The organism is Lentzea waywayandensis, from assembly GCF_900115955.1.
Classification (GTDB): Bacteria; Actinomycetota; Actinomycetes; order Mycobacteriales; family Pseudonocardiaceae; genus Lentzea; species Lentzea waywayandensis.
The window spans coordinates 116,752-133,596 of record NZ_FOYL01000012.1; the positions used below are offsets into that span (position 1 = coordinate 116,752).

Below are 16,845 nucleotides of genomic sequence, written 5' to 3' on the forward strand. Positions count from 1 at the left end.
AGACATGGCACGTCCGATCACGTTGTTCACCGGGCAGTGGGCCGACCTGCCGTTCGAGGAGGTCTGCGGACTGGCCTCGGGCTGGGGCTACGACGGCCTGGAGATCGCCTGCTGGGGCGACCACCTCGACCCGTGGCGGGCCGCGGAGGACGACGACTACGTCGCGGACCGGCTCGCGATCCTCGCCAAGCACGACCTGAAGGTGTGGGCGATCTCCAACCACCTCACCGGTCAGGCCGTCTGCGACGACCCCATCGACGAGCGGCACCAGGGCATCCTTTCCGCCCGCAACTGGGGTGACGGCGATCCCGAGGGGGTGCGGCAGCGCGCGGCGGAGGAGATGAAGATGACCGCGCGGGCCGCCGCGAGGCTCGGCGTCGACACCGTCGTGGGCTTCACCGGCTCGTCGATCTGGAAGACCGTCGCGATGTTCCCGCCGGCGCCCCAGTCGATGATCGACGCCGGTTACCAGGACTTCGCCGACCGCTGGAACCCGATCCTGGACGTGTTCGACGAGGTCGGCGTCCGGTTCGCGCACGAGGTCCACCCGTCCGAGATCGCCTACGACTACTGGACCACCGTCCGCGCGCTGGAGGCGATCGGGCACCGGCCCGCGTTCGGCCTCAACTGGGACCCGTCGCACTTCGTCTGGCAGGACCTCGACCCGGTCGGGTTCCTGTGGGACTTCCGCGACCGGATCTACCACGTCGACTGCAAGGACGCCCGGCGTCAGGTCGGCAACGGCCGCAACGGGCGGATGGGCTCGCACCTGCCGTGGGCGGACCCGCGACGTGGCTGGGACTTCGTCTCCACCGGACGCGGTGACGTGCCGTGGGAGCAGTCGTTCCGGATGCTCAACACGATCGGCTACTCCGGCCCGATCAGCGTCGAGTGGGAGGACGCGGGGATGGACCGGCTCGTCGGTGCGCCTGAGGCGCTGGAGTTCATCCGCCGCAACGCTTTCGACCCGCCGTCGGCCTCGTTCGACGCCGCGTTCAGCTCGGGCGGCTGACCCGGCCCGCGCACTGCCTTCCGGTTCCGATGTGACAATTGTTCGATGGAGAGCACCTTGGGTGTAGAGGCGGGTTCGCCGGCCGCTGTGCTGCGCATGCTGATGGACGGCAGCCCGCGCACCCGAGCGGAGATCGTGGCCGCGACCGGCCTCGCCCGGTCCACCGTGCGCGCCAGGCTGGACCTGCTCGTGGCCGCCGGCCTGGTGAGCGACAGCGGCACGGGGGAGTCCACCGGCGGACGCCCGGCGGGCCGGTTCGGGTTCAACCCCGGCGCTCACCACGTGCTGGCGGCCGAGGTGGGCGCCACCCACGCCACCGTCGCCGTCTCCGACCTGGCGTGCCGGTTGCTCGCCGTCGAACAGGTGGACCTCGACGTGGCGGACGGCCCGGAGAAGATCCTGCCGCTCCTCGCCACGACCTGGCGTTCGCTGCTGAAGACCGTTCCCGACGCGGAGATCGCCGGCGTGGGCATAGGCCTGCCGGGGCCGGTCGAGCACTCCACCGGCAAACCGAACAACCCGCCGATCATGCCGGGCTGGGACGGGTTCGACGTGCCGGCGGCGATCACGGCGGAGTTCGGTGTGCCGGTGCTGGTCGACAACGAGGTCAACCTGATGGCGCTGGGCGAGCACACCGCCTCGCATCCGGACGTGCGGCACATGATCGTGGTGAAGGCGGCGACCGGCATCGGCGCCGGTCTGATCAGCAACGGCGTGCTGCACCGCGGCGCGGCGGGCGCGGCCGGCGACCTCGGCCACATCCGCGTGCCCCAGGGTGGCGAGGCGCTGTGCCGGTGCGGCAACACCGACTGCCTGGAAGCCGTCGCCGCCGGTCCCGCGCTCGCGGCGAGGCTGCGGGACCTCGGACATCCGGCGCACTCGACGGCCGACGTGGTGAACCTGGTCCGCTCCGGCAACCTCGAGGCCGGTCGGGTCGTGCGGCAGGCGGGCCGGGACATCGGTGAGGTGCTCGCCGGGTGCGTGAGCATGTTCAACCCGTCGCTCGTGGTCATCGGCGGCCTGCTGGCGGAGGCGGGGGAGATGCTGCTGGCGGGTGTGCGCGAGTCGATCTACCGGCGTTCGCTGCCGCTGGCGACCGAGAACCTGCGGATCGTCGCGTCGGGCGCCGGTGTCACCGCCGGGGCGCTGGGCGCGGCGGCGATGGTGGTGCGGCACGTGTTGTCGCCGGAGGTGCTGGACGCGCGGCTGGACGAGGTGTCCGCCGGTGCCTCCACCGGTGAGGTGCAACTGGCGGAGTAATGGCGGCGCTCATCCTGAAGATAGGTGCGATCTGACAGCGAACAGCCGACTTTTGATTGACAGCCGCCAATAGTCCGGCCTACCGTCGCCGTATGACGGTGACCCACGTAACACCGGGGGTGGTCGCACACCCCGTAGGGCGGACGCGCGCGCTCGTGGGGTCCGTGGGCAAGGAACCCACGACGGCGACCCAGCACCTGTTGCGGCTCATGCGCACCGGCGCGACCGACCGGGCGATCGCCCGTGAGCTGGACGTCAGCCTGCGCACCCTGAACCGGCGCATCGCGCGTCTTCAGTCGTTGCTCGGCGTGCAGTCGCGGTTCCAGCTGGGCGTGCTCGCCGCCGAACTGGAGTGGCTCGCGGTGCCTCTACCGGCGCAGGCCTCGGGCGAGTGAGCGACGGCTCCCGCGCGGAAGCCGTCGCTCTGATTCACGCCACCAGCTCTAAATGCCGCAGTTCGGTGCGGACCAGAAGCGGCTCGACTTGTGGGCGACGTGCACGTGGTCGTTGTGTCCGGTGTAGCCCGGGCCGAGGATCTCGTTGAAGCCGTGGTTGCGGGCCTGCTGCGCCAGTGCGCAGAAGCCCTGCGGCCCGGCGCCGAGGTCGACGGCGTCGCCGTACAGGTGCCGGCTTCCGGCGGCTCCGCCGACGGCGTTGTTGCACGAGACGCTGCGGAAGCCGCCGTTGACGTCGATCGGCCGGTCTCCCATGGCGTGCCGCATGGCCTGGAGCTTCCACATGGACACCAGGGCGTTGGCGCGTGCGGTCGCCGCCGAGACGTTGCCGCCCGACCAGTCGGAGTTGCAGTTGTTGAGCTCGTCGTAGGTGAAGTTGACCGGCGTGCAGTCGTTGTCCTGCAACGCGTAGATCTTCGAGAACGTCGCGGACCCGGCGATGCCGTCGGCGCCGAGGCCGTAGGCCTGCTGGAACCGGGTCACGGCCGCCTTCGTGCCGGCCCCGAACTGCCCGTCGATGGCGAGCACGGCGCCGTAGCCGGGATAGCCGGCCACGCGGATCTGCAACTGCCGGACGTCCTCGCCCGACGCTCCTTGCGAGAGGGTGCGTCCCCAGGTGTAACAGGCGTCGGCGGCCTGCACGGGGTCCGCCTGCGCCGTCGCGGCAGGGGTGACGACCACGGCGGAGAGCAGGGCGAGGACCGGTAAGGCAAAGCGGAGTTTCATGACAAGCGGCACCTTTCGATCACAGGGAGGTGCAGCGTGTCGAGTCCGCGCCGGGTCTGTCAATGAGCAACCAAATGAACTTCGAGTGTGGCGAGGAGAAACCACCCGAACAGCCGTCGCGACAGAAGAAGCGCTCACGATCATGACATCTGTCATGGCCAGGTCGTGACGCCTGAGCCCCGCACCGTCCCGCTCCGGCGCCGAGCATCAGGGCATGACGGAGACAGCTGTGCGGGCAGGCGCCGCGGTGGCGCTGAGCGGCCTGCGAAAGCGGTTCGGTGAGGTCCGCGCGGTCGACGGGGTCGACCTGGTGATCTCGCCCGGCGAGGTGGTGGCGTTGCTCGGGCCGAACGGCGCGGGCAAGTCCACGACGGTGGACATGCTGCTCGGACTGTCCGTTCCGGACGCGGGGGAGATCAGGGTCTTCGGCAAGTCGCCGCGGGACGCGGTCGTGGCGGGGCAGATCTCGGCGATGCTGCAGAGCGGCGCTCTGCTGGACGACGCGACGGTGGCCGAGGTCGTGGGCCTGATCGCGGCGCTGCACCTCAAGCCGATGCCGGTCGCGCAGGCGTTGCGGCAGGCCGGGATCGCCGACCTGGCCGGGCGCAGGTGCACGAAGCTGTCCGGCGGGCAGAAGCAGCGGGTGCGGTTCGCGCTGGCGCTGGTGTGCGAGCCGGACCTGCTGGTGCTCGACGAGCCGACGGTCGCGATGGACGTGGAGACGCGGCGGGCGTTCTGGCAGCAGATGCGCGCGTACACCGACACGGGCCGCACGGTGCTGTTCGCGACGCACTACCTCGACGAGGCCGAGGAGTACGCGGACCGCGTGGTGCTGATGCGCTCGGGCCGGATCGTGGCGGACGGGTCGGTGGCGCAGGTGCGTGCCACGGTGTCCGGCCGCACGTTGCGCGCGGTCGTGCCGGGAGCGGCGGACCTCGACCTGCCCGGTGTGCGTGCGGTCGAACGGCGCGGCGACCAGATCATGTTGACCTGCTCGGATTCCGACGCTGCCGTGCGCGCCCTGCTGACCCGCTATCCGCACGCCCACGACATCGAGATCACCGCGCTGGGCCTCGAGGACGCGTTCCTCGCGCTCACGGGGGAGGACAACCGATGAACACGCGTTTTCTGGGCCTGGAACTGCGGCGCGCGGTGCGCAACGGCCGGTACCTGATCTTCACCGTGGTGCTGCCCTCGGTGATGTTCGTGCTGTTCGTGAACCTCTACGGCGACGGTGAGGGCACGTTCCCGAACGGGCTGCCGGTCACCACGTCGCTGATGATGAACATGGCGTTGTTCGGGGTGATGGCCGGGCCGTTGTCGATCGGCGCGCGGATCGCCGTGGAGCGCGGGCTGGGCTGGCAGCGGCAGCTGCGGCTGACGCCGTTGACCGGGGCGGGCTACCTGACCACCAAGGGCGCGCTCGGCATGCTGGTCGGGCTGCCGGGGATCCTGCTGGTGTGCGTGATCGGCGCGGTCGAGGGCGTGCGGATGGACGCGCCGCACTGGTTCGGCGTGCTGGCGACGCTGTGGCTGGGCGCGATCCCGTTCGTGTTGCTGGGCATCGTGATCGGGCTGATCGCGACCCCGGACGGCATGCAGGCCGTCACCGGTCTGGCGTCGATGCTGTTCGGTCTGCTGGGCGGGATCTGGATCCCCGCCGACGTGGCGCCGGCCTGGCTGGCGGGGATCATGAAGGCGCTGCCGACGTTCTGGGTGAAGCAGCTGACGCAGGCGCCGTTCGTGTCCGGAGTGGACGTCAAGCAGGCGTTGCTGGTGATCGCGCTGTGGGTGGCCGGTCTGTCCGTGATCGCCGTGCGCCGCTACCGCGCGCAGAACTAGGTTCATGGTCGTGCGCCGCGGCAAGGACAACACCAAGTGGTTCTGGTTCGCCCTCGTCTTCGTGCTGCTCTACATCCCGTCCGTGATCTACGAGGTCGTCGTCAGCGATCGGGGTGTGGTGGCACGGGTCGTTCTGGTGCTGTTGCTGGTGGCCTACGCGGTGGGCTGGATGGTGGTGCCGCGGTGGTTCTGGAGCAGCGGCAGCGAGAACCTCAACACGCTGCTGGCTGTGGGGCTCGCGGCGCTCGGCCTGGTGGTCGTGTACTGGCTGGGGATGTCGTACGCAGGGCTGATGGTCTACATCATGTCGTCGGTCGCGGTGGTGCTGAAGCCGTGGCGGGCGATCCTGATCGACGGCACGGTGCTGCTCGCGCTGGCCGGCACGATGTTCCTCGAACAGGACCTGGCCATCGACGGCGGCCAGCTCGCCACCCTGCTCTCGATCTCGCTGGGGATGCTCGCGGTCGGCAGGATGATCAGGGCGAACATGGCGTTGTCCGCGGCACAGGAGGAGATCGCCGCGATGGCGCGCACCGAGGAACGCAGCCGCCTGGCCCGCGACCTGCACGACATCCTGGGGCACAGCCTGACCACGATCGCGCTGAAGGCAGGGGTGGCGCGGCGGCTGCTGGAGAGCTCCTCGCCCGACCGGGCGCTGGAGGAGATCCGCGAGGTCGAGCACCTGAGCCGGCAGGCGCTCGGCGACGTCCGCACCACCGTGTCGGGCTACCGCGAGGTGTCGCTGTCGGCCGAGGTGGCCGGGGCGCGGGCGGCGTTGCGCACGGCCGGGGTGGAGGCGGACCTGCCGCACGCGGTGGACAACGTGCGACCCGAACTTCAGGGGGTGTTCGGGTACGTGTTGCGCGAGGCGATCACCAACGTGCTGCGCCACGCCGCCGCGACTCGGTGCTCGGTGCGTCTGGGCGACACCTGGCTCGAGGTGTGGGACAACGGACGGGGCACCGGGGTGGGGACCCCGGGGAACGGGTTGAAGGGCCTGGAGGAACGGCTCGCGCCGCACGGCGGCACCGTCCTCGCGGGACCGTTGGACGACGGTGGCTACCGGCTGCGTGCCGAGGTCGCGTGACAGAGGAGAACGGTGTGATCAAGGTGCTGCTGGCCGACGACCAGGCACTGGTGCGGGGCGCGTTCGCCGCGATGCTGGGCCTGGAGCCCGACATCGAGGTCGTCGCCCAGGTCAGCGCCGGTGACGAGGTCGTGGCTGCCGCCCGGCGCACCACGCCCGACGTCGCGTTGCTCGACGTGCAGATGCCGGGCAAGGACGGCCTGAGTGCCGCGCTGGACCTCCGCCAGGCCGTGCCGAGCTGCCGGGTGATCGTCTGCACGACGTTCGGGCGGCCCGGTTACCTGGCGCGGGCGATGGCGGCGGGCGCGGCGGGGTTCGTGGTCAAGGACGCCTCCCCGGAGCAACTGGTCGACGCGGTCCGCCGGGTGCACGCGGGACTGCGTGTGGTGGACCCCGTTCTGGCGGCCGAGTCGCTGGCAACGGGCCACAGCCCGTTGACCGACCGGGAACGGGACGTGCTCGCCGTCGCCAGGGACGGCGGCACGGTGGCGGATCTGGCGAAGGCGCTGCACCTGTCCGAAGGCACCGTGCGCAACCACCTGAGCGCGGCGATCGGCAAGACCGGGGCCCGCACGCGGGCGGAGGCGGTCAAGGTCGCGGAGGACAGCGGCTGGCTTTAGAGCCCGTGCCCGTGCAGGAACCGGCGCACGACGGCCTCGGGGTCGGCGGGCGCCTGGGTGGCCCGCTGGTCGACCCGCCGGGCGATGGCCCGCATCATCACCGGTCCGACCAGTGCGAAGAACGTGTGCCGCGGCGGTTCGACGACGAGAGCGCCGCGTCGTTGGTGGTGCAGGATGACCGCGTCCACCCGTTCCAGCAGCGTCTCCGGTTCGGCGAGCACCGATGCCACCTCCGGGCTGAACTTCGCTTCTCTCATCAGGGTGAGCACCACGCCGCCGCGGGTCTCGTAGAGCCTCGAGTAGTAGCTCACGATCGTGAGCAGATCGGCGGCCACGTCGTCGCCCGGTGCGTCGAGGTCGAGCGCGAACCCCGCGAAGTTGCCGCGGACGGCCTGGCGCAGCAGGTTCTGCTTGGAGGTGAACCGGCGGAACAGCGTCGCCTCGTTGATCCCGGCGGCGTCGGCGATCGCGCGGGTGGTCGCCCGTTCGTAGCCCTGTTCGGCGATCACCGCCAAGGCCGCGGCGAACACCGTCTCGTCGGTGACCCTGCTAGCCACACACCCTCCTCGATCCGCTGATGCAAGTGGACACTTGCATCAGCGTGACCGGATGGCTACCTTGTTTGCAAGTGACCGCTTGCAAATCAGCCTACCGAAGGACAGGGCACATGGCCGACACCAGCCTCCCCGCTCGCTCCTCAGTGCTCGCGCCCAGCGTCGGAGAGGTCGTCGTCGGCCTTCTCGGTGCCGCGGTGATCTCGGTCGTGGTCAACTCGCTGATCGCCCTGGTCGCGGGCAAGTTCGTCCCCGCCGGCGTGGAACGCATGGGCCTCGCGTTCGCGGAGTACGCGCCCGCCACGGTGCTCGGCATCGCGCTGGGCACGCTCGGCTGGTACCTCGTGCGCCGCTTCGCCCGCACTCCGCAGCGCGTGCTGCGCGTCCTGGTTCCCGTGGTCGTGGTGCTGTCGTGGATTCCGGACCTGGGCATTCTCGCGGGCGGCGCCTCGGTGGTGAACTCGCTCGCGCTGATCCTGATGCACACGGTCGTCGCCGCGGCCACGGTGCCCGTGCTGTCGCGGGTCATGCCGCTCGGTGCCAGGTGAGCATCAGCCGGCCGCGGTGACCCGCTTGGTCTCGGCCCGGTGCAGCCAGCTGTCGAACAGGTCCCGGTAGTGCCCCGCGCGGGGCGAGTGGTCGTCGGCGCCGATCCGGTCGTAGAACTCGAACGGCCGGATGCGCCCGTTCTCCGTCCACTGAAGGTAGGACAGGAACACCGTGCCGTCGCCGAACCGGAAGCCGTGCACGACGGGCACGCACGCATAGGCCCGGATCTCCACGCTGATCCGGTGCCGGGCCAGGTAGTCGGACTCCTCGGCGAGGAACGACCGGATGCGCTGCTGGCTGCGCCGCGCCTCACCGGCCCACTCGGCGGGCAGTTCGCCGGAGCGCGCGACGAAGTCCGGGTCGAGGCAGTGCAGGGTGATCTGCCAGCCGTGCGGCTGTGCGTTCGAGGTGAGCCACGTCGCCAGCGCGGGCCACGTGGTGTTCAACGTCAGCCCCAGCACCTCGACCCGCCGCGCTCGCCGCCCGGTCCCGGTCCGCGCCGTGGCCGACAGCACGTCGGTGATGGAGTGCGTGACGTCCTGCCGTTCCCGTTCGGTCAGGAGGGCCCGCAGCGCCCGGACCTCCTTGCCGTGCTGGTAGATCGCGATGGTGGCGATCTCCAGCATCACCGCGACCAGCGCGACGAGTCCCTGCAGGTCGAGCTTGCCGACGTAGCGCTCCAGCACGATCCGGGTCGGTTCGATGGTGATCAGGATCAGGTAGACCCCGGTCAGCAGCGCCAGTGAGGTGGTGACCACCTCCCACCCCCGCCGGACCCGAGCAGAGACCCCGCCGCCGGCTCGTCGCTTCTTGATCGCCACCGCCGAACCCTCACCCACCCAGCCGTCACGCACAACGTCCGAACGGATGACCGCGTCCTAAGCGAACCAACCGGCCCACGCGTTTGTAGGCTTGCTGCTGCGTGCGGAACCTGCGGCGGTCGGCGCGCGTCGACTCGAACGGACAAGGCGCTCGGGACACGAGGACGATGACGGAAGAGACGTTCGGGCCGTACCGGATCGAGCAACTGCTCGGTCGCGGCGGGATGGGCGAAGTGCACCGCGCCTACGACACGGCGCACGACCGGTTCGTGGCGCTCAAAAGGCTTACGCCCGGCTACCACGACGACGAGGACTACCGCGCCCGCTTCCGCCGCGAAGCGCGGATCGTCGCACGGCTGCGCGAACCGCACGTCATCCCCATCCACGCCTACGGCGAGATCGGCGACCGCCTCTACCTGGACATGCGGCTGGTCGAGGGCTCCGACCTCTCGGACATGATCCGCGACCAGACCCTCGAACCGGCCCGCGCCGTGCGCATCGTCGACCAGGTGGCGAGCGCTCTGGACGCCGCACACGCCGACGGACTCGTCCACCGCGACGTGAAGCCGTCGAACATCCTCGTGACCTCCGGCGACTTCGTGTACCTGGTGGACTTCGGCATCGCCCGCAGCGTCTCGCCGTCCGCCACGGGCCTCACGGCCTCCGGCTCGGTGGTCGGCACCCTCGACTACATGGCCCCGGAACGCTTCGAGAGCGGCCCGGTCGACGGCCGCGCCGACGTGTACGCCCTGGCCTGCGTCCTGTTCGCCTGCCTGGCGGGCCGGCGCCCGTTCACCGCCGACGGCACCGCAGCCCAGATCTGGGCGCACCTCAACGAGGCGCCGCCCAAGGCGTCCCCGCTGAACCCGGCGGTCCCGGCGGCGCTGGACGACGTCATCGCGAAGGGCATGGCCAAGGACCCGGCCGACCGGTATGCCACGGCGGGTGCGTTGGCCCAGGCGGCGGCTCAGGCCCTGACGACGGGCACGCCGCCGCCTGCGGGACAACCCGGACCAGCCGCTCTCGCTGCACCGCTCGCGGGGCTGCCCGCTCCCGCGACGCCGCCCGCGGGACAGCCCGGGCCAGCCGCTTCCGCTGCGCCGCTCGCGGGGCTGCCCGCTCCCGCGACGCCGCCAGCGGGACAACTCGGACCAGCCGTTCCCGCTGCACCGCTCGCAGGGCGACCCGGACTATCCACGCCGCCCTCGGGGCAGCCTGACCTCGCCGCTCCCGCGATCCCACCGGGCGGCCAGTCCGCACCCGCGACCCCGCCGGGCGGGCACGTCACACCTGCGGCCGGTTGGCCCCCGCTGGCGAGCCCTCCACGCGGCCTGCCACTGCCCGTCGCGACGGGCCCGCAGTTCCCCCAGTCGGGACCCCAGTCCGGACCACCGACCCCACCCGCCTTCCAACACCCGGCGACCGGCCCCCAACCCGTCGCCGCACAGCCGTACCCACCAACGCGTGCCCACACCGGCGTCGTGTCACCGGCCAGACGCGCCGCCCTCGCGGTCGGCGTGCTCGCCGTGGTGGTCGGGATCGTCGTGACGTCCCTGATCGTCGCGAACAAGGACAAGATCCTCGGCACGGGCACGACGTCCAGCAGCAGCCCGAGCAGCACCCCCACCAGCACTCCGTCCAGCACGGCCGGCACCTCGACGCCCACCACGACGACGCCACCGACCAAGACCCGAACGCCCCAGGACAACGCGCTGCTGGACGCCCTGCCGGCGGTCTACCGGACCGTCAGCACCACGTGCGCGCCCACCGCGCCGGACGACGGCACGGTCGCCACCGTCCGCTGCGGCGACGTGAAGTCCGACGACCCCTACGCGCCGCCGCCCGCGGCGGCCGAGTTCCGGTTGTTCGCCGACCGCGCCAAGCAGGACGCGTTCTTCCTGGCGCTGGTGAGCAGCCGGGGCATCCCGCGGATGGACGAGCGCGGCGGGTGCCGGCCCAAGTCCGACCCCATCCACTACGCGCTCTTCTACCGGGACACCTCCGGGCCGCTGGAGGGCGAGTTCACCACCTGCTTCCTCGCCGACGGCAACGCCCAGGTCTGGTGGGTCGACACCAAGAACCTCACCATCGGCACGCTGAAGAAGCCGGGCGACGTCGACACCCTCGACAAGCTCGACCTGTGGTGGAACCACCAGATCCTGTCGGCGTTCTAGGCCGCCGACCGATGCCGATCGCCGCCGCGGCAACTGTCCACAGTGGACTGGCCGTGAGTGGCTCCTGTGACCCCGAAGTGCACCCACGGGAACGGAAACCACTCACGACCCGGACACCCCACCCGGCCGTGCGCAGGCCGAACTGAGCACCGTCGGGGGTGCCCGCTGGGGGGTTCGATGACCGAGCCCTGGGCGATCGTGTCGCCGGCTCGGGATGCGGGCCGCGCTGTGGCGTGCCCGTGCGGATCAAGTGTGGCAAGGGCCGGGTCCGGGGCCCAGGGGCCAATCGCGGTCAGATCAGGCCGAGTCGCCTGGCCACGAGCACGGCGTCACGCCGCTGGTTGACGCCCAGCTTGCGGTAGATGCCGCGCAGATGCGTCTTCACGGTGTTGACGGAGACGAACAGGGAGTTGGCGATCTCTTCGGTGGTGCGCATGGACGGCAGCTCGACGAGCAGGTCGCGTTCGCGGCTCGTCAGCACGCCCGTCGACGTCGTCGCCGCCGCCGGCAACGCCGTCATCGTCGTCGTGGCGAACCGGTCGAGCCTGCCGAACCGGCCGGCGCCGCGGGCGAGGAGCTCGCGGACCGGCTTGCCCGCGTGGACGAACGGCCGGATCGTGCCGACGGGCTCTGCGACCGCCAGCGCCCTGGTGACGGCCTCGTGGGCGCGTCGCTGGTCGCCGGAACGCTCCACCAGCACGGCTTCCAGCAGCCAGGCGTCGACGACGGTCGGTGCGGCGACCGCGGGGAGATCGCCTGACAGCAGGGGCTCCACCAGTTTGCGGGCCTGGTTGACGCGAGAGTGGTGGGAGTGCAGCACGGCCTGGAGCACTGCCTGTTCTCCGCACGGGCCGAACATCGCCTCGACCTGGCCGGGCATCGCCGCGGCCCACTGCTCGTCCCCGGTTCGCAGCGCCATCCGTTGCAGCGCCGGTGCTATGTGCGCGACCACCGGTGGCGTCACCTCGCGCCCGGCGACGTCCTGCCACTGCCTGCGCAGGCGGCCGGCGACGGCGCGCGGGTCGCCGGCGGTGGCGAACGACACCGCCGCGTCGAGGGTGCGGACCGCGATCCCGACCCCGAGGTCTGGCCGGTCGCCCAACGCCGCGGTCGCGCGCATGGACAGGTCCGTCGCGTTCGCGTCCTCCATGCGCAAGTAGGCGTGCACACCCATCAGCGAGTAGGCGAGCGCGCAGGTGAAGGTCGACTGCCACCCCTCTCTTTCCGCGAACTCGACGGCCGCCCGCGCCTGCCGCGCTCCCTCCGCGATGTCGCCCATCGCGCTCGCCAACGCCGCCAGGTGCACCCGGCAGTCCAGTTCCGCGTGGGTGAACCCCTCCTTCCTGGCGAGCGCCGCCGCACGGATCAGGTCGGCCTCCGCGGCGCGGTACTCGCCGCGCGACAACGCCGCGACGCCGCGGTCGAGCAGGGCGGCGACGTCCGCGTCCGGTGCGCCGCTCAGACCGGCGGCCGTCCTCGCCATGATGTCGAGCGCCTCGCCGACGTGCGCGTCGAAACGGCCGCGCCGCAGCAACGCGGTGCCGTGCAGCACCCGGACCCGTTCCGGCCGCAACGCGGGTGAACCGCCGCCGATTCCCCCGAGTGCCCGGTCTGCGGCGGCGAGGTCACCCGCGTCGAGCGCTACGAGCGCCGCGACCACGCCGACCGCGGGTCTGGCCAGCACGTGGCCGGGCACCGCGCCCAGCACCGCGTGCACCTTCGCGCCGCCCACGTGGAGCATCTCCCGCAGAATCGAGTGCTCGACGATCTCCGCGGTGAGCTGGTCCTCGCCGGCCGCGACCGCGTGCCGCAACGCAGTCAGGGGCAGGTCCTGCTCGTGGTGCCAGCGTGCCGCGTTCCGGTGCAGCGCTGTCTCGTCGGCCGGTCTGGTGCGGCGGAGCTCGGCGAGAAGATGCGCCCGCAGCACCGGATGGCAGCGGTACCACTCGGGTGTGCTGCTCAGCCTGGTCACGAACGCGTTGCTGCGCTCGAGCTGGTCGAGCACGACGCCGGGACTCGCGTGCTCCGGTGCCAGCGCGCTCGCGAGGCCCGTGCTCACCGTGTCGCAGACACTGGTCGAGACCAGCAGATCGTGCGTGCTCGGTGAGTGGGGCGCGAGCACCTCCTCGGTCAGATAGCTGTTCACGATCTCGTCCTGCCCGGTGAACATGAGCAGGTCGGCCGGTCTGGTGCCGGTCGTGTTCATCCGCATCGCCGCGAACGTCAGCCCGCCCGCCCAGCCCTCGGTGGCGTTGAGCAGCGGCACGACCTCCTCGGGTGAGAGCGGGACGTCGTACGCGGCGAGCAGCGCCTCGGTCTCCGCCCGGTCGAACGCGAGCTCGTCGGGCAGCACCTCGCGCAGCCGTCCCTCCAGGTGCAGCCGGGCGAGGTGCAGTGGTGGTGGGAACCGGCCGAGCAGCACCAGCCTCAGCCGGTCTGGTGGCTGCCTGGTGAGCAGGTCGATGGTGGCGAGAGCTTCCGGATCGCGCAGTTCGTGCACGTTGTCCAGCACCAGGCACGCGGACGCGGGCAGGTGGTCGAACGCGGCCACGATCGCCGAGGAGAAACCCGGTTCCGACCACGGGATCGCGTCGAGATGGCCCTGGTCCGGCCAGACGCCGGTGAGCGCGTCTCTGATCGCGACGCGCAGCCGGGCGGGCATGCTGTCGTGTTCGTTCAGGGTCAGCCATGCGACCCGGCCGGCGCGGCGTCTCGCCCACTCCGCGAGCAGCGTGGTCTTGCCGCACCCCGCGGGCCCGGTGACCAGGGTGACCGGTGCCGCCGCGACGTGACCGTCCACAATGGATAGCAAATGGTCTCTTGACACGAGTGGAACGGCCGAGACGGGAACCCGGAACCTGGGCGGACTGGTGTCGTGCGCTGCTCGCTCGCACTCCGAACTGTCGGACATGAAGATGACTCTCCCCGATGGAATTGCCGTGAATGATCATGCGATCGAACCGCATCACTTCGCCGCGCAGGGGGGCCGGATCGCCTTGCCCGGCTGGGCTAACAGCACCAGTACGCGTCCCGCCACCCCGATCATCCTGGGCAGCAGACCGGCGGCCGCGAGGACACCGGTGACCGTGAGCGGAGAGGTCTCCCCGCACTCGTCGTCGCCGGGGGCGGCGACGATGAAGGCGAACAGCGCGACGGCGAGCACGATGCGACGGGAGCGGGAACGATCAGGTTGACGGCTCATGGAAGTCCGCACCTCCTTAGAGCTCCGACGCTGCTCGCCGCGCACGGGGCGGACTTCCCCCGCACGGGGCGAGCGCCGCACCCGTGCGGGTAAGCCGGTTCATCCGCGCCGGGTGAAGAAGCGGATCACCGCCGCCCCGGACTCTGTGGCCAGTCCACGAAGGGGAAGAGGAGTCGCTGCTGTGCCCAAGACCTGCCTGCCCGCACTGCGGGATCTGATCGACGTCGTCCGGCCCGCACGGCCGGTCGCGTCCGTCTACATGGGATCGAGTCCGTTGCGTTCGTGGCGGTCGCGCTGGGTTCGCCTCGCCGACCAGCTGCGCAGCGACGGAGCGGGTGACGACGTGGTCGGTGCGATCGGTGCCGCGCTGCACCGGGCCCACGACGATGATCCGTCCGCGGGAACGCTGGTGGGGTTCGCGGGCGGCGAGGTGCCCCCGCGCGTCTTCCAGGCGCCCGGACTGAGCCATCTGGACCTCGCGTGGTTCAGCTCGCCCGCGCACGTCCTGCCACTGCTCGCCTGGGTGCAGGACCGGCCGCCGTGCGTGGTCGCCGCCGCCACCCGCGAGACCGCCGAACTGGGTACGCCCTCCGCGGAGTGGATGTCGCTGCACTACGAGGATCGGGACTGGCACGAGGGCGTGCGATCCGCGGCGGCGGCGGTCGCGGCGATGCTGGTCCGGCAGCAGGCCAGGCTGCTGATCGTGGCGGGACAGGACGAGGTGGTGGCCACGCTGTGGAGCGCGCTGCCGGCTCCCGTCCGGCGGGAGACGACGGTGCGCTGGGTCGGCACCGACCTGAGCCCTGCCCGGATCGAGGACGAGGTGCGCGCGGCCGCCCGCACCTGGACCGAGGGGGTGCTGGCGGACTTCCACGAACGCGGCCGGGCGCGGCGGCTGGGGGTCGAGGGTGTGGACGACACCCTCGGCGCGCTGGCCGACGGCCGGGTGGACGAGCTGTTCGTCGGTCAGCCGGAGGACGTCACCGCCACCGCGTGGTACGGCCTCGCGCCGACGGACGTGGCTCCGGGGCAGCCGGAGGGGTCCCGCCGCCGCTGCGGGCTGCTCGCGGACGTGGCCGTGCGAGCGGCGTTGCTCAGCGGCACGCGGGTGCACGTGATCAACGCGGGTACCCGGCAGGCTCCCGAGGACGGCATCGGGGCGCTGTGCCGCGTGCCGCTGACGCTGGTGCGGCCGTGACCGCGGAGCTGGTGCCGCTGCGCACCGGGTTCGACGTCGCGTGGCTGGGCTTCCGGCGCGACCAGGTGTGGCACTACGTCCACGAGGCCGAGCGCGATGTCGAGACCCTCACCGCGGACCGCGACGCGGCGGAGGCCAGGGCGGAGGCACTGGCCCGGCACCTGGAGTCGGAGCGGGAGGACAACCGCGCGTTGCGGGAGCGGCTCGACCGGCTGCGTGCCCTGCCGCAGTCCCCGTACGCGGTCGGTGAACGTCTTCGGTACGTCGTGGAGCGCACGCTCGCACAGGCGGCCGAGATCACCGACCGGGCCACCGCGCTGGAGGACCACGCGTGGGAGTCCGCGCGCCGCACGCACGCCGAGCATCGGGAGCTGCTGGCGGAGACCCGTGTGCGGATGGCGCGGATCCTGCGGGACGGGGAGGCGGGCCGCCGTGCGCTGGACGAGGCGGCGGCCCGCCATCGGGCGGAGGTCACCGAGGACTTCGAGCTGGCGCTGGCGTTGCGGCGCAAGCAGACCTGCCAGGACGTGCGGCTGATGGAGGAGACCGCGCGCCGCCGGGCGGAGAGCGTCGTGCGGGAGGCGACCCGCCGGGCCGAGGTGATCAGCGAGCACCGCGACCACGTCGCGGACGTGCTGCGGGTCGTGCACTCGCTGCTGGGCGAGGCGGCCGCGCGGGTGCGGGTGGCGGGCCCGGCACGGTGAACGCAGGAACCGGCCGGAGCGCGCGGTCGTCCGCGCTCCGGCCGGTTCATCGGCAGGCGGTGGCAGGCCGGCATCGGCACCCCGGCAGTCGTTGCCGGACCGTCACCGCCGAGATCATCGAGTGGTCAGGACGCGAACGTCTCCCGCAGCAGCTCCTCCTGCTCCTTGGTGAGGTTGGTGGTCAGCAGGGTGGCGCCGGTCTGCTTGAACCTCTCGGCCACCCGGTCCACGACGGCGCCCTCGGACATCACGAACAGAGCGGACGTGCCAGGCGTGACGGTCTCCCGGATCTCCTTCACGAAGTCGTCGTCGATGCCCGCGCGGGACATCGATCCCGCCAGCGCGCCGACACCGGCCCCGATGGCCGCGCCCAGCACGGGCACGAAGAAGATCAGCCCGAACAACAGCCCCCAGAAGCCGCCGCCGAGCGCTCCCGCGCCGGTGAGCTTGCCGAGCTCCCTGGTCTTCGGCCTTTTCGCGTCCGGGTCCCAGTACACGTAGGCCGCGTCGCGAACGATGATCAGCTGCTGGTCCTGCAGCTTCGTCAGCTCCTGCAGCGCGCTGTGCGCCCCGTCGGTCGTGTCGAACTTCCACACGGTCAAAGTCGCCATGCCGATCACTGTGCGAGGCGGGCGCCGCCG

Annotated in this window: 17 protein-coding genes; 11 read left to right on the forward strand and 6 right to left on the reverse strand. The window is 71.6% G+C overall.

Going from position 1 to position 16,845, the window contains the following annotated elements:
- The first annotated feature begins 4 nt into the window (after nucleotides 1-4).
- From BM417_RS35575 to BM417_RS35585, 3 genes are all read left to right on the forward strand, one after another.
- The gene (locus BM417_RS35575) at nucleotides 5-1,012 is read left to right on the forward strand and encodes a sugar phosphate isomerase/epimerase family protein (protein ID WP_093603623.1); all 1,008 of its coding nucleotides are present in this window, start codon (nucleotides 5-7) and stop codon (nucleotides 1,010-1,012) included.
- Nucleotides 1,013-1,057: 45 nt separating this feature from the next.
- Nucleotides 1,058-2,272 carry an ROK family transcriptional regulator gene (locus tag BM417_RS35580; protein ID WP_093603625.1) on the forward strand — a complete coding sequence of 405 codons (1,215 nt, stop codon included), beginning with the start codon at nucleotides 1,058-1,060 and terminating at the stop codon, nucleotides 2,270-2,272.
- A gap of 92 nt (nucleotides 2,273-2,364) precedes the next feature.
- Nucleotides 2,365-2,667: a LuxR C-terminal-related transcriptional regulator gene (locus BM417_RS35585; RefSeq protein ID WP_143138933.1), complete on the forward strand. Its 303-nt coding sequence runs from the start codon at nucleotides 2,365-2,367 to the stop codon at nucleotides 2,665-2,667.
- Between the two features lie 48 nt (nucleotides 2,668-2,715).
- Here BM417_RS35585 and BM417_RS35590 read toward each other — a convergent pair whose 3' ends face one another.
- A complete protein-coding gene (locus BM417_RS35590) occupies nucleotides 2,716-3,453 on the reverse strand; it encodes a D-Ala-D-Ala carboxypeptidase family metallohydrolase (protein WP_093603629.1) in 738 nt (245 codons plus the stop codon).
- A gap of 214 nt (nucleotides 3,454-3,667) precedes the next feature.
- Between BM417_RS35590 and BM417_RS35595 the strand changes: the two genes are divergently transcribed.
- The 4 genes from BM417_RS35595 to BM417_RS35610 are packed head-to-tail and all read left to right on the forward strand — an operon-like array spanning nucleotide 3,668 to nucleotide 7,002.
- Entirely contained in the window at nucleotides 3,668-4,570 is a 903-nt protein-coding gene (locus tag BM417_RS35595; protein WP_093603631.1) for an ABC transporter ATP-binding protein, read from the forward strand.
- Complete coding sequence (locus BM417_RS35600; protein ID WP_093603633.1) at nucleotides 4,567-5,295, forward strand: ABC transporter permease; 729 nt, start codon at nucleotides 4,567-4,569, stop codon at nucleotides 5,293-5,295. Before BM417_RS35595 ends, BM417_RS35600 begins: the two co-directional genes overlap by 4 nt.
- A 10-nt stretch (nucleotides 5,296-5,305) precedes the next feature.
- Nucleotides 5,306-6,382, forward strand: coding sequence for a sensor histidine kinase (locus BM417_RS35605; protein WP_245822419.1), 1,077 nt, complete (start codon nucleotides 5,306-5,308; stop codon nucleotides 6,380-6,382).
- A gap of 14 nt (nucleotides 6,383-6,396) precedes the next feature.
- Nucleotides 6,397-7,002, forward strand: a complete 606-nt coding sequence (locus BM417_RS35610; protein WP_093603904.1) for a response regulator transcription factor — start codon at nucleotides 6,397-6,399, stop codon at nucleotides 7,000-7,002.
- Here the strand turns inward: BM417_RS35610 and BM417_RS35615 are convergent.
- The gene (locus tag BM417_RS35615) at nucleotides 6,999-7,559 is read right to left on the reverse strand and encodes a TetR/AcrR family transcriptional regulator (RefSeq protein ID WP_093603637.1); all 561 of its coding nucleotides are present in this window, start codon (nucleotides 7,557-7,559) and stop codon (nucleotides 6,999-7,001) included. The genes BM417_RS35610 and BM417_RS35615 overlap by 4 nt on opposite strands.
- 110 nt (nucleotides 7,560-7,669) lie before the next feature.
- On the opposite strand from BM417_RS35615, the gene BM417_RS35620 reads away from it, so the two are divergent.
- Nucleotides 7,670-8,104, forward strand: a complete 435-nt coding sequence (locus tag BM417_RS35620; RefSeq protein ID WP_093603639.1) for a DUF6069 family protein — start codon at nucleotides 7,670-7,672, stop codon at nucleotides 8,102-8,104.
- Between the two features lie 3 nt (nucleotides 8,105-8,107).
- On the opposite strand, the gene BM417_RS35625 is transcribed toward BM417_RS35620, so the two are convergent.
- Nucleotides 8,108-8,863, reverse strand: coding sequence for a hypothetical protein (locus BM417_RS35625; RefSeq protein WP_245822421.1), 756 nt, complete (start codon nucleotides 8,861-8,863; stop codon nucleotides 8,108-8,110).
- Between the two features lie 230 nt (nucleotides 8,864-9,093).
- Between BM417_RS35625 and BM417_RS48780 the strand changes: the two genes are divergently transcribed.
- On the forward strand, nucleotides 9,094-11,100 hold the full coding sequence (locus BM417_RS48780) for a serine/threonine-protein kinase (RefSeq protein ID WP_093603641.1): 2,007 nt from the start codon (nucleotides 9,094-9,096) through the stop codon (nucleotides 11,098-11,100).
- Between the two features lie 292 nt (nucleotides 11,101-11,392).
- On the opposite strand, the gene BM417_RS35635 is transcribed toward BM417_RS48780, so the two are convergent.
- Nucleotides 11,393-13,900, reverse strand: a complete 2,508-nt coding sequence (locus tag BM417_RS35635) for a LuxR C-terminal-related transcriptional regulator (protein ID WP_143138934.1) — start codon at nucleotides 13,898-13,900, stop codon at nucleotides 11,393-11,395.
- 165 nt (nucleotides 13,901-14,065) lie between these two features.
- A complete protein-coding gene (locus tag BM417_RS35640) occupies nucleotides 14,066-14,302 on the reverse strand; it encodes a hypothetical protein (protein ID WP_143138935.1) in 237 nt (78 codons plus the stop codon).
- A gap of 181 nt (nucleotides 14,303-14,483) precedes the next feature.
- Here BM417_RS35640 and BM417_RS35645 point away from each other — a divergent pair, with 181 nt between their 5' ends.
- On the forward strand, nucleotides 14,484-15,500 hold the full coding sequence (locus BM417_RS35645) for a hypothetical protein (RefSeq protein WP_093603647.1): 1,017 nt from the start codon (nucleotides 14,484-14,486) through the stop codon (nucleotides 15,498-15,500).
- On the forward strand, nucleotides 15,497-16,204 hold the full coding sequence (locus tag BM417_RS35650; protein WP_143138936.1) for a coiled-coil domain-containing protein: 708 nt from the start codon (nucleotides 15,497-15,499) through the stop codon (nucleotides 16,202-16,204). The genes BM417_RS35645 and BM417_RS35650 overlap by 4 nt, the downstream gene beginning before the upstream one ends.
- A 125-nt stretch (nucleotides 16,205-16,329) precedes the next feature.
- Here the strand turns inward: BM417_RS35650 and BM417_RS35655 are convergent, their stop codons facing one another.
- Nucleotides 16,330-16,815, reverse strand: coding sequence for a DUF1269 domain-containing protein (locus BM417_RS35655; RefSeq protein ID WP_093603908.1), 486 nt, complete (start codon nucleotides 16,813-16,815; stop codon nucleotides 16,330-16,332).
- Nucleotides 16,816-16,845: the final 30 nt, after the last annotated feature.